Below are 23,295 nucleotides of genomic sequence, written 5' to 3' on the forward strand. Positions count from 1 at the left end.
CAATGATGAAGAAACATATATTTAAGGCGGCTGCAGGCGTATTAACTGCGTTGTCTATCACCTTAGCAGGATGTAGCAAATTCCTGGACGTCAACGATAACCCGAATCAGACCACAGAAGCTTTACCTTCTCTGATCCTGCCTTCTGCGCAGGCTGCGATTGGTATCGTGTTGGGTAACACCTACCAGGTATATGGTAGCATGTGGAGTCAGTACTGGACGCAGAACAGAAGCTCCTCACAGTACAAAAGCATAGATCAATTCCTGTTACAGGGGTCAAACTTTGACAGACCATGGCAGTTATTATATGCAGATGGTATGGAAGATCTGCAGCTGATTATCAATCAGGCGAATGCTGAGCCGGTTAAACAATATGCTGCTATCTCCATGATCCTGAAAGCATATGAACTGCAGATGCTAACTGATGCCTTTGGTGATATTCCGATGAAGGATGCATTACAAGGTGAACAACTGAACCTGAACCCTCACTATGATGCTCAGGAAGTTGTGTATGATAGCATTTTTGCACTGATCAACAGAGGTATATCTCTGATTGATGCTGGTTCTGAATATGTACCTGGTGATGAAGACATGATCTTCCAGGGCGATATGGATAAATGGGAGGCTTTTGGTAATACCCTGAAGCTGCGTGCATATCTTCGTCTGTCTGAGGTTAATCCAACTAAAGCACAGGCAGGTATTGCTACACTGGCAGGAGCTACTTTCCTGACAGAAGATGCATCAATTAAGTATTCATCAACTGGTGGTAACCAGAACCCACTGTATGCTGAAATGGTTGGTCTGGGTCGTACCCAGAACCTGGTAGCCAGCGAAACTGCTGTTAATCAGATGAAAGCAATGAACGATCCTCGTTTATTGGCTTTCTATCAGAATGCTGCTGGTACTACTACCGTAAACCCTATTCCTCAGGGTGACTTTAATACGCCTCCATCTGCGGCTTACCCACTGTCACTGCCATCACCTAACACAGGTGCTGCTCCAAGAAGCGCTGCTTCTGCACTGGCGCCGGTTAAGTTCATCTCTGCTGCTGAAAGCTATTTCCTGCAGGCTGAAGCTGCTGCACGCGGCTGGCTGGCTGGCGATGCAAGAGGTCTGTACGAAGATGGTATCACTGCAAGCTTCGCAGCTTACAATGTAACACCAGGTACTTATATCACTACTGCTGTTGCAGCATTCCCGGCTACCGGACTTGCAGCACAGCTGAAAGCGATCATCACCCAGAAATACTTCGCAATGAACGGTAACCAGGGCTTTGAAGCATGGAGCGAATGGCGTCGTACAGGTTATCCTGACTTCTTCGTTCGTTCAGTAGAGTCTTCACTGCCTGTTGGTCAATTCCCTGCACGTTTCCTCTATCCTAACACTGAGCTGACCAGGAACCCTAACTTCCCAGGTGCTAAAGTTGTTACCGATAAAGTTTGGTGGGACAAATAAGCAATAACGTATAAGTATATACCGGAAAGGGGCCCGTTGTAAAACGAGCCCCTTTTTTGTGCCCTGACAGACCCAAATACCCCGCCCGGCCAATTAGCTGTTAAACCACATAACCCGACATCTTTGTAAGAATTTTTATATCTTGTGTTGCTTTTTTGACTGTGTGACGATCAAAATAATAAAAGACACGGGGGACAAATCATCGCATTTCACCACAAGTGCGATCTCAATCTTGGTACTATATATCACAATGCCTGACTTCCTGCATTAATTAAAAATCTGTTTGATGAAAAAAGGAGTATTCCTGTATCTGTTTTCATTAATTTCTGTGCTGCCAGCATTCGCGCAGATGAGAACACTTACAGGCACTGTTACTGCCGACAGCAGCGGTACGCCTCTGCCCGGTGTTACTATCCATCTGAAGGGCTCTACCTATCGCGTCGCCACCAATCCTGATGGATCCTATTCTATGAGCGTCGGTGGAACACCCGAGCTGCAATTCTCTATGGTCGGATACCTGTCCCGGCAGGTGAAAGTCGGACCGGATATGACCCGGCTTGACATAAAACTGGAATCCGCAACCTCCAGACTATCAGAAGTAGTCGTAGTCGGATATGGAGAACAATCCCAGCAATACACCACACAAGCCGTATCAGTGGTAAAAGCTGCTGATTTTTCAAACGTACCGGCTGTTACCCCGCAGCAATTGTTGCAGGGACAAGTGGCAGGTGTCAGCATGACCAATTCTTCCGGTCTGCTGGGTAATGCTTCCCTCCTCCGTGTGAGAGGAACGGCTTCTATTACCGCTGGTACACAACCACTGTTCATTGTGGATGGGGTACCCTTAAATGATGGAACCTATAACACAGCCTACGGTGGCGGTGCCGCATTGAACCCACTGCTGGAAATAAACCCTGATGATATAGAATCGATTACTGTATTGAAAGATGCTGCAGCTGCTGCTATCTATGGATCCAGAGGTTCTAATGGTGTGATACTGATCGCTACCAAAAAGGGCGGTTACAGACAAAAGACACAGGTTAAACTGGACTATGCAACCGGTTGGGTAAGCCCTACTAATAAGGTAGATGTAATGAATGGTGATGAATACGTCAACTTCTTTAATAACTATATTACCAAAGCTATAGGTGAATCACCGATTACGGCTCCGGCGTCGTTTACCGATTGGCCTTCATTGGTTAGCAGAACTGGCCGTAACAGCAATTATGGATTGTCGGCCAGTGGCGGCAACGAAAAGACCCGTTTCTATATAGGTGGTAATTATGCCAAAGATGAAAGTTTTGTAATAGGAAACAATCTGCAGAAACTGTCTGGCAGGATTAATCTGGAACATACGGCCAATCGATACTTATCATTAGGTGTCAACTTCAATACGGCCTATACAAATATGGACCGCATAAATATTGAAAGTGGTGCTCAGGCACCTTACACAAGAGGTCTGCTCAATACGCCAGTCACTCCTGCTTACACTAATAATGGGCAATATGCTAATCCAACCACTAATACTTTAGCCAACGTTTATCTGAGCACCAATAAATATTATACCCGTCGTAATACCGGTAATGCATATGCGAAAATTAACATTACTGATTACCTCTGGTTAAAAACAGATTGGGGTATGGATTTGCTCGAGACGGAAGAACGATACCGTAGATCGTCTAAACTGTCAACCGGAACAAATCCGGCAACCCTGGGTACAGCAGGACGTGCATTATGGCAAGACTATAAATGGCTTACTACCAATAGTATTAACTTCGATAAACGTTTCGCAGATGTTCATCAGGTTAGCTTGTTAGCTGCATACAGCTATGAAACTGCCAGATATGATGATATCAAAGTAACAGGTACCGGCTTTACCAGCGACCAGTTCCTTAATGTGGGATCTGCTGCAACCAATACTGGTTCTGCTACCGGCAAAGCGTGGGGATTGGAATCTTATATTTTCCGTGCTAATTATCGTTTTAAAGATAAATATCTTATTGAAGGGTCTTTACGTCGCGATGGTTCATCCCGCTTTGATGCAGAAAAACGCTATGGTAACTTCTGGGCTTTGTCGGGAGGTTGGATCATGTCCGAGGAAAAATTCATCCGTAATCTGCGCTTCATCGACTATATGAAACTGACCGCCAGTTATGGTGTAACTGGTAACGATCGTATAGGATATTACGACTATATGGGATTGTACACCTCTGGTACCGATGCTGGTTATGCAGGATAGCCCGGTTTGAGACCTACTCAGATCAAAAACCCTGATCTGAGCTGGGAAGAAAGCCGTCAGATGGATCTGGGACTTGCCGTGAATGTTTTGGATAACAGACTCCAGTTTTCATTTGATTACTATAGCAAGCATTCAAAAAATCTGTTGTTGTATGTAGTAGTTCCTTCTACTACAGGTTTTGGTTTTGCGACCAAAAACGCGGGAGAAATGCGTAACAGAGGAATTGACCTGCAGATTACTGGTATACCAGTAAAAACGAAAGATCTGCAGTGGACCACTTCCTTAAACCTGGGATTGGTAAAGAATAAGGTATTATCTCTACCTGCTGATAACAGAGATGATGAGGGTCGAAATTATATTCTGAGTTCTAATAATAACCAGCGTGTATTACAAGGCTACACATTGAATACTTTTTATCTGTTGAGATATAAGGGTATCAATCCTGAAACTGGCGATCCTGAGTGGTATGCAAAAGATGGAAAAACTACCAGCACTCCTACTGCCAGAGATCAGGTTGTTGCAGGTAGTGCATTACCAAAATGGACAGGAGGATTCAATAATACCGTTCGCTACAAAAACTTTGATCTTGGAGTTAATTTCTATTTCTCTTATGGCAATAAAGTATTGCTGAATGAATTCAAAGAACTGGATAATGTGAATAAAAGTACAGCAACCAACCTGAGTAAAGATTTGCTGAACTACTGGCAGAAACCCGGCGATCATGCATTTGCACCAGCTGCGACCAGTGCTTCATGGAAAAATGGTAACAGCTTTGCGCAGTTATCCAACGCACAGCTTTTCAATGGTTCTTTCCTTCGTCTGAAAACACTCAGTCTGGGTTACAATGTACCGGCTAAGCTGTTGAACAGTACACATGTACTGAGTGGCGTCCATCTGTATGTGATGGGCCAGAACCTCTGGACAGTGAAGGATAAGAATTTCCGTGGTGCTGATCCTGAAGTGTCTCAATATGGCACCAATGCACAGGTGGCCGGAGAGTCTTACTACTCGCTGCCTCAACCTAAATCAATCACTGTAGGAGCAAACGTGGTATTTTAAAAAATGAAAACAGCCAACATGAACCGGAAAAATAAGATATGGATATGGCTACTGGTGGGTGTTACCTGTACCAGCATGTTTTCCTGCAGTAAGGACCTTCAGCAGGATCCTGAGCAGGCTATCCCTTCCGACGATGTATTTACGTCAGGAGCTACCTCTTTAAGCGCATTATACGGCGTATACAGCCGCTCTCAACGTCCGGAGGTATTCGGGGCTCAACCGCAGATTATAGCTGATTATATGGCAGATAATGCCAATTATTATGGATCAGTTGCAGGCCTCAGTGAAATCAATACTTTTACCGCTACACCAGCAAGCTCCATTGTAAGTGAAATGTGGCGTATACATTATGACGCGATAATGGGGGCGAATATGGTTGTGGAGAAAGTACCATTGGTGCAGGACCCGACATTTTCAGCAACAGACCGTAAGATGTATGTGGCAGAAGGAAAATTCATGAGATCCATCCTGTATTTCCAGCTGCTTAACCTCTTCTCCCAGCCTTATCAGGTAGATAAAGGTGCACGTCCCGGTATCCCGATTGTTACCGCTGCTTTTGATGGTAACATTACTTACCCTGAAAGAGGAACAGTAAATGCCGCACATGCTCAGATAGAAAAAGATCTGCTGGACGCTATCCCTGATCTCTCCGCAACTTTTAGTGATGCGGCGTTGGCCAGAGGCAGAGCTACAAAAGGAGCTGCATTTGCATTGTTGTCCAGATTATATCTCTATCGTGAGCAGTGGGATAAAGCAGCGCAATATGCAGACAGCGTTCTGGAATCACCTTACTACAAATTAGCAGGTGACTATAGCTTCTATGATGGTAATACCATGGAAGATGTATTTTCCATTCAGAATACAGATACAGATCCACCGGGTGGCGGTCTTGGTTGGGCGTATTACTATCGCCCTACAGCAAGTACGTCAGCATCAGGTGCCTGTCCGTTTACAGCGTCACTGATCACAGCATTTTCGGAAGAGGCAAACGATAAACGTTTTCTTGCAAGTGATGAAGGAAATGCCGGAAACAATGAGAAAAGACGATTTACTTTGAAGTTCCCTAACATTGGCACTTTCAAAGACAACGCTCCCCTCATCAGAGTCACCGAAATGTACCTCAACAGAGCCGAAGCACTGGTATCACAAAATGGTATTAATCAGGAATCTATCGAACTGATGAATGCATTAAGAAGACGCGCAGGACTCACAGAATGGGATATCAATACTTTCGCTACCACAGATGCGTTTATTACAGCCATCCTGAACGAAAGAAGAAAAGAACTTTGTTTTGAAGGACATCGCAGAATGGATATCCTCAGAAGAGGTCTCGCACTACGTGATAATGACCCTGAGAAGAAAGCAGGTGCAGATAAAGTAATACTGCCTGTTCCTCAACGTGAGATCGATGTTAGTCCGGCCTTAAAAGGACAACAGAATCCGGGTTACTAAACTGATTTTATATACCTGAAAGGAAAGCATTAAATGTGAATAAAAACATTTAATGCTTTTTTTATGCGATGATGTAACATGCGGAACTTGTCGTAACTTCACCGCAACAGAATACTTAAATACGTTAGCCCATAACCCTTAAGTTTCCCTAATCCTATTTTTTAGTTTTTAACCCTTTTTATGAAGAGAAGTGTGTTTAACCCGACGGTTATTTTCTCCATTTTTATTTTATTGTTGTCATGGGGCTGTAAGAGAAATCTTTCACCAGAGGCAGAGGTAAAACCAGTTCCTAAACAGATCAGTACCGGTACTAAAACCAACCCATTCTCCTTACGCAACATTATCCGGGCACAGGATACAATTGCTGCCCGGTCAGGTACATCAGCCAGAATGGCTGTGCAGGCGGTATCTTCTTACCCTACCTACGTTTATTTCAAATTGAACCCCGCAAATTTCAGTAGCGGTCAGTTTAAATATCTGGAGGGTGACACCACTTGTATGCTGCTGGACTTCCCTTTTGGTGACGGTGCAGTGTATGATAATGAAGGAATAGATGCTGCTGCTATAGAAGCATTGAAAGACGGCTTCCTTTACGGTATGGCGCCCATAGAAGATACCGTCTTGACAAAACTGCAGGCAATGTCTAATCTGGGCTTTACAAGGCTGGATACGATCGTATTGCCGCCTGATTCCAGCACCACCTTACAACAGGTAGCGTTACAACAGGCCGGATTTGATGCCAGATTGTTAGGATTCTGCCCCGGTAAAAAGCCCCGTGGTTATGTCCGTTATATGGATAACATGCTTGGACGCGAAGAGCCGGTACGCGGCATGAAAGTATGGGCGATATCATTTGGTATACCCGTATCTGCATACACCGATGCTAACGGTTTTTATCAGATCAATCGCTCTTTTGTGCTGGGAAGTATTATGGGTACGGAAGCGAGGAATTCCCGCGTGAACGTCCGCCCTATCGCTACGCAGGGCACATGGCTGGGCAACTGGTTGCGTATCCTTACGCAATTTGTAACTGGCTCTAACAACATTTATGGCTGGGTGTCCGCCTGTGATATGGGAAGTGGAAAAGATTTCGTTTTCCGAGATCATTCACAACAAAAATTCTGGGGCCAGATCCTGAACGCGTACTATTTCAGCGACATTTATTTTAAACAGGAGGGCATCAACCCTGCGCCGGATAAAATGGTTGTTTATGCGCACTGGGATAATACCGATAGTGACTTTGGAAATGCCAGTACGCCAATGCTGGGACATATCAACTTTGCCGGTGTGTTTGTTGAATCTTACCTGAATAAACTGTTCGGCGCAAATGTGAATCTCAGCACCTCCGCTCCCGGTTTATTCAATGTATTGACAAGTGCCCTCCCCGACATGACAATAAAGGTGTCAGCTACGCATACGCCTTCATATTATGAAACAAGGCTGACGCAGACCGTATTCCATGAATTGGGGCATGCCTCTTTCTCGCGACAGGTAAGTAATACATGGTACACTGAAATGATGCTGATAACGATGAATCTGACAGAAGCAACCGGAAATCCATATGGTAAAGGCGACTATGAAGTCGGCACTAACTATATCGGTATGTCAGAATCATGGGCCGAGTTTATCGGACATAATTTTGCTCTTCGCAGATATCCTTCCGGTAGTACAAGAAGGACAAATACAGAAAAAGGTAGTGGCTTCGCTTTGATGTCAGATCTGATAGAATCAGAAGAATACTTTTTCGCATATAAGTGGATGCCTTATGGCATGTACCACGACCTGATGGATGGCTTCAATCCGCTTGCTGATGAAGCTTTTGATGTAGCGTCAGGCACTACCATCAAACAGATGTACAACGCCTTCCAGCCAAATATCAACAGCTGGTGTCCATATTTTAATTTATTCACAAAGAATAATGCGATTCCCGGTGCATGGTCCGTATTTCAGCATTATGTTTCTCCATGGAATTGTGGCACCTTATACGGAAATCAGGCAATTAATCAGTCATACACGAAAAACGATTGTCAGGGACCGGGTGTAGGATCTGTCGTACAGGTACAGGTAGCAAAAGACAAATTCTTCTCTCCTGTATCAGTACCTGATGCCAATTTACAGGCACAGAAATATGCTCAGTTACTGGCCAACCAGAATGGTACCTGTCTGTGTACCAACTGTACCGGCAACAACAAAAAATGTATCAATGGTGTCTGTGAAACAGGTGTGAAAGAATACTATAAATCCGAGCCACTGAGAGATGGTACAAATGCCTGTTACTTTCAATGGAGGTTCAGCGATGGTACCACACAAACAGGTGGCATAGACAGAAAATCTACTCCCTGTATTGATTGATAAGTATTAAAAAGAGTTATGGGCAACAGCCGCATCATTTAACATGATGTGGCTGTTTTTATTGATAGCACATACTGATTACCCGGATAAAAGAAAATATGTTATCGCTATGAAAATCTACAAGATAAATTCCTCCGAATTTCATATATTGCAGTAGACGACTTATTGTGAACATCGCTTAGCCAAAATCTAAAATCCGAATTTGAATTCCTTGGAGAGACCCGACCCACCAACATTTGCCGTTTAGAAAGGAATTACTAAAACGTACTATTGAACATCAAAAACTAACAACCTGGTTTACGCTGCTGCCTGACATTGGGGGCTGGATAATTGTTGCCTGAAATGTAGCATACATTGCCTTTTTCTTGTGTTGATCCGTCGGCAGTAAGCTTTACGTGCAAACATACCTGCACGTAACGGCTGTGGCATTTTATTACCCTAAACTTTAACTATGAAGTAAATATCCGGACGTTTATTATCAATCAAAATTGCTTATGAAACACACTTTACTCCTATGGCTATTCGTGGCCATCAGCGGGATGACCGCGTATGCCCAAACACGAACGATTAAAGGCAAAGTAACTGATTCAAAAGACGGCGCTCCCGTACCTTTTGCAACCGTCAGGATCCAGGGGACCACAAAAGGAACTGCCACCGATCAGAGCGGAAATTTCAGCATCGATATTTCCGGCACACAGACACTTGTTATTTCAAGTGTTGGTTTCACTCCGCAATCTGTGAAGCCCGATAACAGTAATACGCTTAATGTATCACTGATAGCTGATAATACACTTACCGAGTACATTGCCACAGGGTATATAAATACCAATAGGGTGAAAAAGGTAAGTGCAGTCGCAGAGGTTACAGCAGAAAAACTGGCTAACACACCTCTGGTTGACATCAATCAGGCCCTGCAGGGACAAGCCGCCGGTGTATTTGTTGGGGGCGCTTCGGGGCAGCCGGGTGCCATACAAAACGTACGCATCCGCGGTGTTGGCTCCATCAGTGCCAGTGCTGCTCCCCTGTACGTAATCGACGGAATCATTGTAGATGGCCGTGATGTGAATAATAGCGGTAACCTTGCTCTGCAATCCAATGACCTCCTCGCTAACCTGAACCCTAACGATGTTGAAAGCATCAACATCCTGAAAGATGCAGCAGCAACAGCCATGTATGGTTCAAGAGGCGCCAACGGTGTGATCGTTATTAACACCAAAAAAGGAAAAGCCGGTGTGACCACCTTCGGCGCCCGTGCACAATACGGCTCATCAAAACCTAGTTTCGGTAAATCCTCATTGCTGACGCCTGAACAGAGCTACGCATACAATCGCGACGTACTGGCATTAAATGATTTTACACCGGCTGAAATTGATGCAGAGTTTCCAGCATCATTACTGGCAACAGGTTTTAACTGGCGTGACGCAGGCTTCCGTACCGCTAAAATGCAGGACTATGGTATCTCTGCCTCCGGTGGTAACGAGAAAACGAAATTGTACATTTCTGCTGGTTATAATGATCAGGAAGGAACATTGATTAACTCTGGTCTGAAACGATATACTGTCATTTCAAATGTATCGCAGAAAGTAAACGACAGACTGGATATTGCCATGAACCTCAATCTTTCTCAGGGTGATGCCAGCAGCGCCATGGGTGGTAACTATTATGCAAGCCCCCTGCTGGGCGCATACTTTGTATCTCCCTTCCAGCGTCCCTATAAAGAAGATGGCTCCCTGTATACCGGCCTCGAATCTGATTTCAATGCCGCCAGCGGTGATAACTTTCTTTACTCCGTTTACAGAAATGATAAAAAGCTGTCCAACTTCCGCGGCCTCGGCGGCGCCACTGTCTCCTATCGCATATTCGATTGGCTGAAAATACAGGAACGGGTGAACCTCGATATGGTCAATACAGAAGCTAATCTGTTCTATGATCCCACTACCGGTGATGGCTATAACGCCGCTGATCCTTTGAAAAGCGGCAGCGTATACAACCAGAATGTAAAGGTTTCTACAGTGACCAATCAGTTTTCATTGAGTGGTAATTTCAATATCGGAGAAGAACATCAGCTGGATTATCTCGCATTGACAGAATACAACCGCTTTAAATCAAGATCCTTCAGTGCAGAAGGTATTGGTATCATCGGTAGTCAATTAAAAGTACTTGATATTACTGCTACACCTCAATCAGTAGGTGGTAACGCTACAGAATATACGTTCCTTTCTTATATGGGACAGTTGAATTATTCCTTCAGACAAAAATATAACCTGAGCCTTGGTTTCAGAACAGATGGTTCTTCTCGTTTTGGTGTCAATACCCGCTACGGCACATTCTTCTCAGTAGGTGCCTCATGGCGCCTGATCGAAGAAGAATTCCTGAAATCACAGGACGTGTTTTCTGATATGAAATTACGCTTCAGTTACGGCCAGACAGGGAATGCTGATTTCGGTACAATTGACAACTTCGTAGCCCGTGCATTGTATGATTATGGAACAGCCTACAACGGTGCACCGGGTAATGCACCGAATACAATCGGTAATGTCGATCTTACATGGGAGAAAAATAAATCCTTCAATATCGGTCTGGATCTGGCATTGCTGAAAGGCGCCATCACAGCAACGATAGATGTATATAAACGTAAAACAGATGGTTTGCTGCTCAACACACCGGTATCATCTACCAGTGGTTTACCTCTCAGATGACTAACATCGGCTCATTGGAAAATAAAGGTATTGAAGCATTAATCTCTTCTAAAAATATTGATGATAAAGGTGGTTTCAGCTGGAGTACAGAACTCAATATCGGTATGAACAGAAATAAAATCACATCCCTGTTCATGGGCCGTGATGTAGCCGGATCAAACAGTACACAGTTACATAGAGTCGGACAACCTGTACAAAGCTGGTACCTGAATGAATGGGCAGGTGTAGATCCTGAAAATGGAGATCCGTTATGGTATACCGCCGACGGAAAAACAACTAATAATATCAACCTCGCAGAAAGAAGAATTGTAGGCAATAGTCAGCCTAAATTTACAGGTGGACTTACCAATACTTTTCAATATAAAGGCATAGGCTTGTCTGTATTCTTCTATGCAGTAACAGGTAATAAGATCCTTAACAGAACAAGGATACTGGGAGATGCTGACGGCGCCTATTTCGGATATGGATATGATAAACTGACAGCAGAGAATTACTGGCGCAAACCGGGTGATATTGCAGACAGACCAAAGCCTGTTCCGGGTGGAAATAAAAATGCCAACTCTGCCTTGTCAACACGCTATCTGGAAAATGGATCTTTCCTTCGTCTCAGAAATATCAACCTGAGTTATAGTCTGCCGGCAAAATGGGTCAGAGCAGCAAAATTCACCAGTGTAAAACTCTATGCACAGGCAGCCAATCTTGCTACATGGACCAGCTACACAGGATGGGATCCTGAGCAGGATATCAATGCAATGGAATTCTTCAGATATCCGCCTTCAAAGAGTATCACATTTGGAGCAAACATTAACTTCTAATTCTGCTAACTGATAAGCTATGAAACAATTATTCTTCCCGATATTAATGGCAGTGCTGCTTGTTATCAATCAGGGCTGTAAAAAGGAACTGGACCTTTATCCTGCAGATAAATTACCAACCGGAGATGCACTGAAAACAATGCAAGGTGTCAATGCTGCTGTAAATGGTATGTATGAAGGATTAAAAGTAACAGAATACTATGGCAGAAACTATCTGGTAATACCAGAAATCGCTGCTGATAACGTATACCTCTCCTTCAATAACAGTAACCGTTTTCTCTCAAGCTGGCGTTTAAGCTGGCTGGTGGCCGATGTTGATGTAACGGGTGTCTGGAATAGAGTATATGCCGTTATTCTGCGTGCAAATAATATCATCAACAGTGTGCCTCTGTTGGAAGATGGAACAGCAGCAGAAAAAAACAACGCACTTGGTCAGGCGTTATTTGTAAGAGCACTTGGACATTTTGATCTGTTGCGGGTATTTTCAACGCCCTATGCTGTCGGAGGAGGTGCTACATTAGGTGTACCATTGATCACAAAATTTGAAGTGGGTTCACCGAAAAGAAATACCGTTGATGAAGTCTATAAACAGATCATTGCTGACCTTACTGCTGCAAAAGATTTGCTCCCCAAAAACAGGAGTACAGTTTATAACGCGAACGCCTACGCCGCTGCTGCTTTGCTTGCAAGAGTACAACTGTATAAAGGAGATGATGCAGCTGCTATCACTGCTGCTACTGAAGTGATCAATGCAGGCTATAGTATTACTCCTGCAAGTACTCTGGCCAACTTTTACAATACACCGGGTACTTCCGAAGATATCTTTACGGTAAGAGTGCTCAGCACCGAAACTTTAGGCTCCGATAACCTTGGCCGTATTTATCTGAAGCCCGGTTATGGAGATATAAGAGTATCTCCCGACCTGAAAAATGTATTGGAAGCAAACGATGCCAGAAATGTATTTGTATCTGAATTCAGTGGCAGCCCTTCTGAATTCCAGAATAATAAGTTCACCGGTCAGGATGGGATATCTGGTCTGTATAGTATCAAAGTGCTGCGCATTTCCGAGCTATACCTGATCCGTGCAGAAGCATATGCTAAGTCAGGTAATTATGCCTTAGCACTGGCAGATGTCAATGAAATCCGTGCACACCGTAATTTGCCGGCATTGGAAAATGTGCCTGATGCGAACGTACTGCCCGCCGTTTTGAAAGAGAAACGCGTGGAGTTTATGTTTGAAGGTCACCGTTACTTTGACCTCCTGCGTAATAAGCTGAGCATTGTTCGCACTACCTGTAACAATCCGGCGCAACTGAATACACCAAGATGTACCATTGAAGCAAATTCACCTACCGCGATATTCCCGATACCACAACGTGAGATTGATGTGAATTTGAATATCGAACAGAATCCCGGTTATAAAAAGTAGTCGTGGTCAACCAGTAAATAAAAAAAGCGTCTGCCGTATGGCGGACGCTTTTTATTGATCAGGAGTTGATATTACTGTAATACTTCCTGCAGTTTTGACTCCAGCTCAGGGCCTCTGAGGCCGATTGCGAGGACTTTACCCTGCGGGTCGAGCAACATGTTGGAAGGGATGGAATTAATGCCGTATAAAGGTACTACCTGCGAATCCCAGAACTTCAGATCGCTTACATGTGTCCATGTCAGACCGTCTGCCTGAATCGCTTCTTCCCATTTACCCTTTGTTTTGTCGAGTGATACACCCAACACGGTGAAGTTTTTACCTTTAAATTTATTGTAAGCCAATACAACGTTAGGGTTTTCCATACGGCATGGTTTACACCAGCTGGCCCAGAAATCAACAAGTACGTATTTGCCTTTGAAAGAACTGAGACTAACAGGTTTTCCTGACGGATCAGGAAGTGTGAAATCCGGCGCTGCCTGCCCTACTTTTACAGTAGACATGTTTGCTTCTTCTCCGGTTTCTTCTGCCTGTTGTGTGCCTTGTTTCAGTTTATTGGCAAAGCTTACGATCAGTGTATTCTCAGGAAAATGCTTTTTAATCTCTTCAACTGTTTTAGGATCTTCCAGCAGTACCTGCGGACCAGCAATGCTCATCGCAAATGCGGCAACAGCCGGAGACTTTGTTTCGGTAGCTGATTTAATGAGGAACTTTTTGAAGTCTTCCTGTTTAGCCTGAAAAGCAGCCACTCTTGGTTGCAATAAGCTATCCGGTGTTTTCAGCTGATGCAGACTGTCAAGTGCATTCACTTCAGCAGAAAGTGCCTGATCTTTTGAACTGGCTTCGTTCAGCAGTTGCTGAATTTCTACAGTTGCTTCAGAGTTTTCGATCTTCAGCTGATCCAGATGATTGAAGTCACCGGTGATACTCATTGTACCGGCATCCAGACCTAATGGAATCAGACGGTTTGTTTCTCCAAAACGGATACGGTATAATGCCTGCTCAGGCAACATGCCTTTCAGCGTGAATTTTCCGCTGGCGTCTTTGATAACCGCAGTATCCACCACTTTTACTTCTTCCGTAGTCAGCTCTTCCAGATAAATGGTACCTAAAGGAGCATTGTCTATATGTGCGTTGATTGTAAAATCGCCTTTCTCTGTTTGTTGTGAACAGCTGGCCAGAAATAACCCGGTTGCTGCCCATAAAGCAAGTTTCTTCATATTCTTCAGTTATAATTATTTCAGTTTTTCAGCAAGTAATTGGTTGGTCAGTTTAGGATCTGCCTTGCCTTTGGAGAGTTTCATCACTTCTCCGACAAAGAGCGCCATCAGACCTTTTTTTCCTTTACGGAATTCCGCCACTTTATCCGGATATTTTGCCAGTACTTCATCAATGATCGGCGCTATGCTGCCGGCATTGTTATCCTGTAAGAGGTTCAGTCTTGTCGCTATATCCAGTGGTTTTTCTGCGGTATTTTGCAGCAGCTCAGGGAAGATGCGGGAAGAAGCAATAGAAAAGCTCACCTTTCCGTCTTCCACCAGTTGTATCAGACCTGCCAATGCCTCTGGTGACAGCGCGAAATCGCTGATAGCTGCATTTTGCTCGTTGAGGGTAGATTTTACCGGACCTAAAAGCCAGTTGGCTACTGCTTTGTGCTTTGGAATAACAGCCACTACCTGCTCATAATAATCAGCCGTCGCTTTATCGTCACACAATACACGTGCGTCATAATCAGGCAGCCCATACTGGCTGACATAACGCTCCACCATTGCCTCCGGCAATTCAGGTAAGGCCTTTAACAACTGATCCAGATAGTCGTCAGTCAGATGGAATGGCGCAAGGTCTGGTTCAGGGAAGTAGCGATAATCATTCGCTTCTTCTTTTGAACGCAGAGAGAAGGAAGTACCGTTACCGGCATCAAAGCTTCTGGTTTCCTGCAGAATGGTGCCGCCTTCTTCCACGATGGAGATCTGGCGTTTTATTTCACCCTCTACCGCACGTTTTACGTTACGGATAGAGTTCAGGTTTTTTACTTCGACTTTTGTACCCAGTTTGGTGGCTCCTTTCAGACGGATGGAGATGTTGGCATCGCAGCGCATACTGCCTTCTTCCATGTTGCCATCACAAACGTCCAGCCAGCGTACAAGTCTGCGCAGGGTCGTCAGGAAGGAATATACTTCATCACTGCTATGCAGCGCCGGTTCGGTCACGATCTCTACCAGCGGAACCCCTGCACGGTTATAATCCACCATGGTAAAGGATGGATCCTGATCGTGCATAGACTTGCCGGCATCTTCTTCGAGGTGAATACGGTTCAGCTGAATATCCCGCTGACCACCGGCCACGGGAATAGCAACAATACCGCCATCACAGATGGGAGCCGTGTGCTGAGATATCTGGTAACCTTTCGGAAGGTCCGGATAGAAATAGTTCTTACGGGCAAAGTAATTTTCCCTTTCAATCCTGCTGCCGCAGGCCAGACCAAGGCGAATGGCATATTCCACCGCTTTACGGTTCAATTTTGGAAGGGTACCCGGATGGCCCAGTGTGATCGGGCTGATATGGGTATTGGGAGCGCCCCCGAAAGCTGCACTGTCTCCACAAAATAATTTACTTTCTGTCAGTAGCTGGGCATGTACTTCAAGGCCGATAACTACTTCATATTTGTCTGAATCGATGGCTGCGCTCATGATAATCTTCTGCTAGTAGCACAAATATATACAATGAAGGGTAGAAAGGTAGTACAGATTGATCTGTAGCCCGCAGCCGGAAGGGAGAAATATGACTAAAGCTTTGCCGGACAAGGCTTCGGTGAGATTTTTTCTGAACGGACTACTCATCAGGATCAAAAGGATGACCGGTCGGACGAGGGAATTCTGTTAATCTTCTTGGAATTTAACAAAATTTTAGTATTCTTGTACCACAGAACCATTCAACCTATATTCTGTCTTATCTGATACTCATTTCACAGTCATATTTTCATTTTTTACTATTACAAATTATTCTGTACTCCTCCATTGACCTATATACTGTCGCCGCACTAGCTGTTTAAATTGCCATATCTGGACTTAATACATTATCCGCATACACCAGCATTTAACCTGTATTCTGCCGTAGCTGTACGGATGTGACGTGTCAGCCATGGCAGCTGAGGCATTTTCAGTACCTTTCAGGGTATATGAATACCCAGGAGATCTATAACGTACAACAGGCCTTTTTTGAATCAGGTAAAACTCTGTCATATAAATTCCGCAGACAGCAGCTCCGTTTGCTGAAAACCGCTGTTAAAAAGCGGGAAAAGGATATTCTGGCGGCTTTACAGGCCGATCTGCATAAACATCCGGTAGAAGCATATAGCAGCGAAATAGGCACCTTATATGTCGAAATACGCCATATGCTCAGCAACCTGAAGGAATGGATGCGCCCTGAAAGGGTCAGCAGCCCTTTTACCATGTATCCCAGCAAAAGCCGGATCCATCGGGCACCATTGGGACTCGTTTTCATCATCGCTCCCTGGAACTATCCTTTTCAGCTGATAATAGCTCCGCTGATAGGCGCTATTGCCGGCGGGAACTGCGCTATTGTCAAACCCTCCGAACTGACACCCCACACCTCAGCTGTTATCGCAGCATTGATAAAAGAAACCTTTGATCCGGCCTATATCACCACTCTGGAAGGAGACGGCAGTACCGTTATTCCTGACATGATGCGACATCGGTTTGATCATGTGTTTTTTACAGGAGGGTCGGGCATCGGACGTAGAATCATGGAAATGGCAACGCCACACCTGACACCGGTTACACTGGAACTGGGTGGTAAATCCCCCTGTATAGTGGATGAAAAAGCCAATATACAGGTAGCCGCAAAGCGGATTGTATGGGGGAAATTCTGGAATGCCGGACAAACCTGTATCGCTCCGGATTATATCCTCGTTCACACAAAGGTGAAAGATGAACTGATCGCCGCCATGAAAAAGGCGATTGTCCGTTTTTTTGGTGAACAACCGGCAGACAGTCCCGATTACGCAAGGATCATCAGTCAAAAACGTCTCAACACATTACAGACATATCTCACACAGGGAACTGTCATCCACGGTGGAGCGACAGATGAAAGTAAGCGCTTCATGGCTCCTACCCTGCTGGATAATGTATCGTGGGATAGTCCGGTCATGCAGGAGGAAATATTTGGTCCGATTCTGCCGGTCATCAGCTATACCACATTGGAGGAAGCCATACGCTTAGTCAGACAACAACCTTACCCACTTTCACTTTATCTGTTCACCCGCAGCGCAGCAACGGAGAAACTGATCACAGAACAGTTGCGTTTCGGTGGAGCCTGCATCAACAATACACTGGGCCATTTTACCAACCCGGAACTGCCTTTCGGGGGTGTGGGCAATAGCGGTATGGGACAGTATCACGGAAAATACAGCTTCGATACCTTTACCCATCCGAAGAGCATCATGAAAACGGGCACCTGGATTGATATTGCCATGAAATATCCCCCTTTCAGAAATAAGCTATGGTTGGTAAAGAGATTACTGAAGTGATGTTATTTTGATATGGGATAATTAGGGTATATGAGTGTTGTTTGACTGTTAAGTGTCTGAAAGATAATGCCTTGAGTTTTTCAGTTATCTCAAACCCCACTCGAACAAGCGACGAACTAGCGGCGAATCTGCGACGAATAAGCGACGGTATGGCGACATATATGCGTCAAAATAGTACCAGATCTTCTATTTGACCGCATAAAAAAGAGCTTCAAAACTGAAGCTCTTTCGTTTTTTACACAGACAGATCATTACAGATCTACTTTATTTAATTTCTTTGGCACTTTTACTTCCAATGTCTTTGACTGACCGTTTCTCTTCACTTTCGCAGAGAAAGATCCCTTCTCTTTATTTGTACGATAAGCATTTGCCACATCGCGGGTAGAGCTGATCTCACTGCCGGCAACATCGGTAACAATATCATTGACTTTGAAACCGGCCTTTTCTGCTGCGGAGCCGGGAGCTACGCTCAATACCACTGCTCCTTTGCCATCTTCTGTATCCTGTACAGAAAGACCCAGTTTTACGTCATTGTTATCGTGGAAACCACGGAAATCACGATTGAAACCCGGACCCGGGAAACCTTGACCGGGGCCGCCATCTCCGAAATTAAAACTGCCACGTGGCATACTACGGAAGTTCCTGTTATTACGAGGGAACAGCTCCAGTGTACCTTCTCCTTTTCTTTCATCCAACGTAACAGTCGCGGTATTTTCTTTTTATCGCGTAAATAAGTGATGGTTACTTTATCGCCGGGATCATGTGCACCGATCTTCTCAAACAGCTCTTTAGGCTCATTGATCTTGTCAGCATCCACTTTGGTGATTACATCACCAGCCAGTAAACCCGCTTTCTCCGCAGGTGTACCCTTGGCTACTTCTCTCACAGTTACACCAACGGCTTCTTTCTTTTCTGTAAATACGCCTAATACAGCTTTACCCGGTTTGATAGCCATGGCATCATCATCACCATCGTCATCCTCATTGAATAACTGAATGCCGCCACCACCCGGAGGCATGGCGAAATTGAAAGTGTTCCCATCTACAGGACGGATGCGACGTCTGTATACAGATATATCGCCGTCTTTATAAGCATCCATTTTCTCCCCGTCAACCAAAACATTGCCATCCTTGATTTCAATGGTTACTTTCCCATCCTTATTGGTGTTTCGTTTAATAACGATCTCATCATACTCTCCCAGCTTATCGCCGCTTTTATCCTGCGCGATAGTAGCAGAGCTGAAAGCAAAGCAGGTAATGCTTGCCAAAGTAAGGGTCTGCAATAGCTTGCTCATAATCTGTTTATTTTTTATTGTAAGTGTGGTATTAACAGGGACAAATTTAGGGGGGCAGTATATAAACAAAAAGTTAAAATAGACGAACCCGGGCGCTGCAATACGCATGTGCCTGTAATTAACATTACATTTGGAAAAACCCATGCCTCCCCATGAAAAAAAAGCCCGCTTTCAAGTTAGACATTGCATCACCCTGCAGCGAATCATGGAATGAAATGATACCTGTGGAAGGAGGCCGTTTTTGTGATAACTGTACAAAAACGATTGTGGATTTCAGCACGTGGACCGATAAGGAAATCGTACAATATGTACGTAATAATCAATCGACCTGCGGACGTTTTCACAACAGTCAGCTGAACAGGGATCTGTTACATCTTGAAAAAGAAAGGGCTAATTCTTTTATACCTGCATTGCTGGTAAGTACCGCACTGGCAACAGGTATTGCGTCGAATGCAGCTGCAGGTACAAAGACGGAATTGTCCACACCACTATCAGAACAGGTGGATACAATACCTGCACGTACACTTATTGATACACCGCTTGTAGCAGAGGATTCTATGCCTGCGGCGATAGCTGAGAAAGTAACTCTGAATACTAAATTGTTTCCCCGGGGATGGTCATATGCCCGAAAGCCAATATTGACTGAGTTATTAGAGATGGAACGGGAAAGAGATAAGTCAGCACGGACTGACTACAACACCCGATTGGGCAAAAAGCGTATGCTCGAATTGGGAATTATGGTAGACCCGGTTCCACAGAGAAAAGAGCAGCATATAGCATCGATGCGAATGGGCGTATTCACTACTGCATCTATTGACACTGAAAAGTATCCGCAGGAAGATATATATGATATAATGGGAACAAATGTCTCCGGTCGGAAAGACGCGCCTTCGTTATTTAATAGCGTGAAATATGATGGAAAAATATGGCCGCCAAAGAATGAAATAGATGAACAAATTAAAGTTGAATTGAAACCCTTGGATATGCCGGCATTTAAGCCATTACCCAGTTCTTCGGATAAGCAAGATCATTAAGTATACATTTGTCTGATTCTCTTTCAGCAGAATAAAGTTTCCTGAGAAAAAGACGATAATAATATAAACTAAAAGGGTCTGTTCACAGTGTAGTGAACAGACCCTTTTATATAAGTAGAAAAATAATTACAGCATTGACTTCACCTGTGTAATCACCTGCTCCAGCTGACCAGCTTCCTGTCCGCCGGCAGTTGCGAAGGACTTCTGTCCGCCGCCGCCACCTTTGATAATGGGAGCGATCTTTTCCTTAATGATCTTTGGTGCTTCCAGTCCTTTTTCAGCAACCAGATTGTCAGAGATCATCAGTGCCACATTCGCTTTACCGCCAATATTTGCAGCCAGCACGAATACATGGTTATCGATCTGTGTCTTCAGGGTAAAGCACAGTTGTTTCAGCGCTTCAGCATTGTTTACATCTACGATCTTACCAAGGAAGTTGATACCATGTACATTTTCAACTTCAGCCTGCAGACCTGCAGACAGCTGACGCACTTTTTCCAGTTCCAGTGCTTCCACACGTTTTTCCAGACCTGCTTTCTCGGTGATCAGATTATCTACAACAGCTACGATATCTTTTGGATGCTTTAAAGCTGTTTTGATGTCTTTTAGTTGTTGCAGTTGTGCATTGACAAATGCCAGTGCATTACTGCCGGTAACTGCTTCAATACGACGTACACCTGCTGCTACCGCACCTTCAGAAGTGAATTTGAAGATACCCAGTTCCCCGGTAGCGCCTACGTGTGTACCACCACACAGCTCTACAGAATAGCCCGGATCCATCACCACAACGCGTACCACATCACCATATTTCTCGCCAAACAGTGCCATCGCACCCAGTTTCAGGGCTTCATCCTTTGGCAGTTCTTTGATTACTACAGGGATGTTAGCACGGATCTTTTCGTTGACAATCTCTTCGATCTGTGCCAGTTCTTCGTCTGTTACCTTGGCAAAGTGGGAGAAGTCAAAACGCAGATACTCGGGATTTACGAGGGAACCTTTCTGTGCTACGTGTGTACCCAGTACCTGACGCAGTGCTGCGTGCAGCAGGTGCGTAGCAGAGTGGTTCATGGTAGTACTGAGCCTGTTGCTGCGGTTAATGACTGCTTTAGCAGTAGTGGTGATATTAGCAGGCAGTTTATCTACAAAGTGAACGATCAGGTTGTTTTCCTTTTTGGTATCAGTTACCTGAACGGTTTCGCTGCCGAAGGTCAGTGTACCTGTATCGCCTACCTGTCCGCCACTTTCTGCATAGAAAGGCGTCTGTGACAATACCAGCTGGTATTGCTCCTTACCTTTTGCCTTAATCTTACGGTATTTGGCAACAGAAGTTGCTGTTTCAGACAGTTCGTAACCTACAAATACGGATTCTGCATTTTCATTCAGCACGGTCCAGTCACCCATATCCAGTTCAGTAGCTGCACGGGAACGGTCTTTTTGTTCTTTCATGGCTGCCTCAAAACCTTTCTCATCTACGCTGAAATTGTTTTCTGCTGCGATAAGGCTGGTCAGGTCGTATGGGAAACCGTAAGTGTCATATAATTCGAAGGCAGTTCTGCCGTCCACAGATTTCTCTTTGGCAGAGCCCATAAAATCTTCAATCCTGCGGATACCGCTATCCAAAGTACGGAGGAAGTTGTTTTCTTCTTCGAATACTACCTTCTGTACGAAATCAACCTGTTGGAGGAGTTCCGGGAATACGTTGGCAAACTGTTGTGCCAGTACAGGTACCAGATCCTGCAACAATGGTTTTTTCCAGTTCAGGAAGGAGAAATAATACCTTACTGCACGACGCAGGATACGGCGGATCACATAACCAGCCCCTGTGTTGGACGGCAGCTGACCGTCTGCAATCGCAAAGGAGATGGCACGGATGTGGTCGGCAATTACGCGGAAAGCCACATCCTGTTTGCTGTCAGTACAGCCATATTTAAGTCCGGTCAGTTTTTCGGTATGTTCGATCGTACCGGAGAATACATCTGTATCGTAGTTGGAGGTCTTACCCTGAATTACCCTTACCAGCCGTTCGAAGCCCATACCGGTATCCACGTGTTTAGCGGGGAGCGATTCCAGACTACGGTCTTTCAGGCGGTTGAACTGCATGAATACGTTGTTCCAGATCTCGATCACCTGCGGATCGTCTGCATTAACGAGGGTTTTACCGTCTACCAGCGCTCTTTCGCTATCAGGACGACAGTCTACATGTATCTCAGAACAAGGACCACAAGGACCGGTATCACCCATTTCCCAGAAGTTATCTTTCTTGTTGCCCATGAGGATGCGGTCTTCTGGAACATGCTTTTTCCAGAATTCGAATGCTTCAAGGTCTTTTTCCAGATTTTCTTTTGCATCTCCCTCAAAAACAGTCACATAAAGACGGTCTTTTGGCAACTTATATACTTCTGTAAGTAGTTCCCAGCTCCAGTCGATGGCTTCTTTTTGAAGTAATCGCCAAAGCTCCAGTTACCCAGCATTTCGAACATGGTATGGTGGTAGGTGTCGATACCCACTTCCTCCAGGTCATTGTGTTTACCGCTTACGCGCAGACATTTCTGGGTATCCGCCACCCTTTTCCAGGCCGGCGCCCTATTGCCCAGAAAGTAGTCCTTAAACTGGTTCATACCCGCGTTTGTGAACAACAGGGTAGGATCGTTTTTTACTACAATAGGAGCAGAAGGCACGATATGGTGGCCTTTGGACGCAAAAAAGTCCAGGAATTGCTGACGAATCTCGGGAGCTGTCATAAGTATTTGAAATAATTGGTATGTATATTAATTTTGTGTCACCTAAATGGCTTTAATTTGTATTTTAAGCCAACTAGCGGTATTTAGAAAATTGACATTCAAAAGATTGCCCTTTTAGTCTAATTCCCTTAGGTTTGCACACCTTGCCGTATTTGCGGAAAGGATTGCAAAAATATTGAAA

The 23,295-nt window shown here is 44.7% G+C and carries 14 protein-coding genes and 1 pseudogene; 10 read left to right on the forward strand and 5 right to left on the reverse strand.

Annotation, left to right across the window (positions count from 1 at the left end):
* The first annotated feature begins 2 nt into the window (after positions 1 to 2).
* The 8 genes from FEF09_RS04150 (at position 3) to FEF09_RS04185 (ending at position 13,499) form a co-directional block, all read left to right on the forward strand.
* Complete coding sequence (locus FEF09_RS04150) at positions 3 to 1,454, forward strand: SusD/RagB family nutrient-binding outer membrane lipoprotein (protein ID WP_261387322.1); 1,452 nt, start codon at positions 3 to 5, stop codon at positions 1,452 to 1,454.
* 286 nt (positions 1,455 to 1,740) lie between these two features.
* A complete protein-coding gene (locus FEF09_RS04155) occupies positions 1,741 to 3,693 on the forward strand; it encodes a SusC/RagA family TonB-linked outer membrane protein (RefSeq protein ID WP_146303938.1) in 1,953 nt (650 codons plus the stop codon).
* A gap of 6 nt (positions 3,694 to 3,699) precedes the next feature.
* Complete coding sequence (locus FEF09_RS04160; RefSeq protein ID WP_146303939.1) at positions 3,700 to 4,752, forward strand: TonB-dependent receptor; 1,053 nt, start codon at positions 3,700 to 3,702, stop codon at positions 4,750 to 4,752.
* 18 nt (positions 4,753 to 4,770) lie between these two features.
* Positions 4,771 to 6,204 (forward strand): RagB/SusD family nutrient uptake outer membrane protein, encoded by a 1,434-nt coding sequence (locus FEF09_RS04165; RefSeq protein WP_222596918.1) that lies wholly within the window; start codon positions 4,771 to 4,773, stop codon positions 6,202 to 6,204.
* A gap of 180 nt (positions 6,205 to 6,384) precedes the next feature.
* A complete protein-coding gene (locus FEF09_RS04170; protein ID WP_146303940.1) occupies positions 6,385 to 8,556 on the forward strand; it encodes a DUF5977 domain-containing protein in 2,172 nt (723 codons plus the stop codon).
* 494 nt (positions 8,557 to 9,050) lie between these two features.
* Entirely contained in the window at positions 9,051 to 11,255 is a 2,205-nt protein-coding gene (locus FEF09_RS04175; protein WP_146303941.1) for a SusC/RagA family TonB-linked outer membrane protein, read from the forward strand.
* The gene (locus tag FEF09_RS04180) at positions 11,252 to 12,070 is read left to right on the forward strand and encodes a hypothetical protein (RefSeq protein WP_146303942.1); all 819 of its coding nucleotides are present in this window, start codon (positions 11,252 to 11,254) and stop codon (positions 12,068 to 12,070) included. The genes FEF09_RS04175 and FEF09_RS04180 overlap by 4 nt, the downstream gene beginning before the upstream one ends.
* A gap of 19 nt (positions 12,071 to 12,089) precedes the next feature.
* Positions 12,090 to 13,499, forward strand: a complete 1,410-nt coding sequence (locus tag FEF09_RS04185; RefSeq protein ID WP_146303943.1) for a RagB/SusD family nutrient uptake outer membrane protein — start codon at positions 12,090 to 12,092, stop codon at positions 13,497 to 13,499.
* A gap of 71 nt (positions 13,500 to 13,570) precedes the next feature.
* Here the strand turns inward: FEF09_RS04185 and FEF09_RS04190 are convergent, their stop codons facing one another.
* Together FEF09_RS04190 and gatB are read right to left on the reverse strand one after the other, a co-directional pair.
* A complete protein-coding gene (locus tag FEF09_RS04190; RefSeq protein ID WP_146303944.1) occupies positions 13,571 to 14,716 on the reverse strand; it encodes a redoxin domain-containing protein in 1,146 nt (381 codons plus the stop codon).
* A 15-nt stretch (positions 14,717 to 14,731) separates the two neighbouring features.
* A complete protein-coding gene (gene gatB, locus FEF09_RS04195; RefSeq protein WP_186774187.1) occupies positions 14,732 to 16,186 on the reverse strand; it encodes an Asp-tRNA(Asn)/Glu-tRNA(Gln) amidotransferase subunit GatB in 1,455 nt (484 codons plus the stop codon).
* A 488-nt stretch (positions 16,187 to 16,674) separates the two neighbouring features.
* Between gatB and FEF09_RS04200 the strand changes: the two genes are divergently transcribed.
* Entirely contained in the window at positions 16,675 to 18,045 is a 1,371-nt protein-coding gene (locus FEF09_RS04200) for an aldehyde dehydrogenase (RefSeq protein ID WP_146303946.1), read from the forward strand.
* Positions 18,046 to 18,296: 251 nt separating this feature from the next.
* Here the strand turns inward: FEF09_RS04200 and FEF09_RS04205 are convergent, their stop codons facing one another.
* Together FEF09_RS04205 and FEF09_RS04210 are read right to left on the reverse strand one after the other, a co-directional pair.
* The gene (locus FEF09_RS04205) at positions 18,297 to 18,674 is read right to left on the reverse strand and encodes a PDZ domain-containing protein (RefSeq protein ID WP_146303947.1); all 378 of its coding nucleotides are present in this window, start codon (positions 18,672 to 18,674) and stop codon (positions 18,297 to 18,299) included.
* Positions 18,569 to 19,339, reverse strand: coding sequence for a PDZ domain-containing protein (locus tag FEF09_RS04210; RefSeq protein ID WP_186774188.1), 771 nt, complete (start codon positions 19,337 to 19,339; stop codon positions 18,569 to 18,571). The genes FEF09_RS04205 and FEF09_RS04210 overlap by 106 nt, the downstream gene beginning before the upstream one ends.
* 152 nt (positions 19,340 to 19,491) lie before the next feature.
* Here FEF09_RS04210 and FEF09_RS04215 point away from each other — a divergent pair, with 152 nt between their 5' ends.
* Complete coding sequence (locus FEF09_RS04215; protein WP_146303949.1) at positions 19,492 to 20,373, forward strand: hypothetical protein; 882 nt, start codon at positions 19,492 to 19,494, stop codon at positions 20,371 to 20,373.
* 126 nt (positions 20,374 to 20,499) lie between these two features.
* On the opposite strand, the pseudogene alaS reads toward FEF09_RS04215, so the two are convergent.
* Positions 20,500 to 23,114 (reverse strand): annotated as a pseudogene (gene alaS / locus FEF09_RS04220) (alanine--tRNA ligase).
* Positions 23,115 to 23,295 lie beyond the last annotated feature (181 nt).

This window comes from Chitinophaga pinensis (assembly GCF_007896845.1).
Classification (GTDB): Bacteria; Bacteroidota; Bacteroidia; order Chitinophagales; family Chitinophagaceae; genus Chitinophaga; species Chitinophaga pinensis_C.

Excerpts from the sequence above, each read along its gene's own strand:
- FEF09_RS04155 (WP_146303938.1), top strand. The coding sequence starts at position 1,741 with ATGAAAAAAGGAGTATTCCTGTATCTGTTTTCATTAATTTCTGTGCTG.
- FEF09_RS04150 (WP_261387322.1), top strand. The coding sequence starts at position 3 with ATGATGAAGAAACATATATTTAAGGCGGCTGCAGGCGTATTAACTGCG.
- FEF09_RS04175 (WP_146303941.1), top strand. The coding sequence starts at position 9,051 with ATGAAACACACTTTACTCCTATGGCTATTCGTGGCCATCAGCGGGATG.
- FEF09_RS04205 (WP_146303947.1), bottom strand. The coding sequence starts at position 18,674 with ATGCCACGTGGCAGTTTTAATTTCGGAGATGGCGGCCCCGGTCAAGGT.
- gatB (WP_186774187.1), bottom strand. The coding sequence starts at position 16,186 with ATGAGCGCAGCCATCGATTCAGACAAATATGAAGTAGTTATCGGCCTT.
- FEF09_RS04210 (WP_186774188.1), bottom strand. The coding sequence starts at position 19,339 with ATGAGCAAGCTATTGCAGACCCTTACTTTGGCAAGCATTACCTGCTTT.
- FEF09_RS04170 (WP_146303940.1), top strand. The coding sequence starts at position 6,385 with ATGAAGAGAAGTGTGTTTAACCCGACGGTTATTTTCTCCATTTTTATT.
- FEF09_RS04185 (WP_146303943.1), top strand. The coding sequence starts at position 12,090 with ATGAAACAATTATTCTTCCCGATATTAATGGCAGTGCTGCTTGTTATC.
- FEF09_RS04215 (WP_146303949.1), top strand. The coding sequence starts at position 19,492 with ATGAAAAAAAAGCCCGCTTTCAAGTTAGACATTGCATCACCCTGCAGC.
- FEF09_RS04165 (WP_222596918.1), top strand. The coding sequence starts at position 4,771 with ATGAACCGGAAAAATAAGATATGGATATGGCTACTGGTGGGTGTTACC.
- FEF09_RS04200 (WP_146303946.1), top strand. The coding sequence starts at position 16,675 with ATGAATACCCAGGAGATCTATAACGTACAACAGGCCTTTTTTGAATCA.
- FEF09_RS04180 (WP_146303942.1), top strand. The coding sequence starts at position 11,252 with ATGACTAACATCGGCTCATTGGAAAATAAAGGTATTGAAGCATTAATC.
- FEF09_RS04190 (WP_146303944.1), bottom strand. The coding sequence starts at position 14,716 with ATGAAGAAACTTGCTTTATGGGCAGCAACCGGGTTATTTCTGGCCAGC.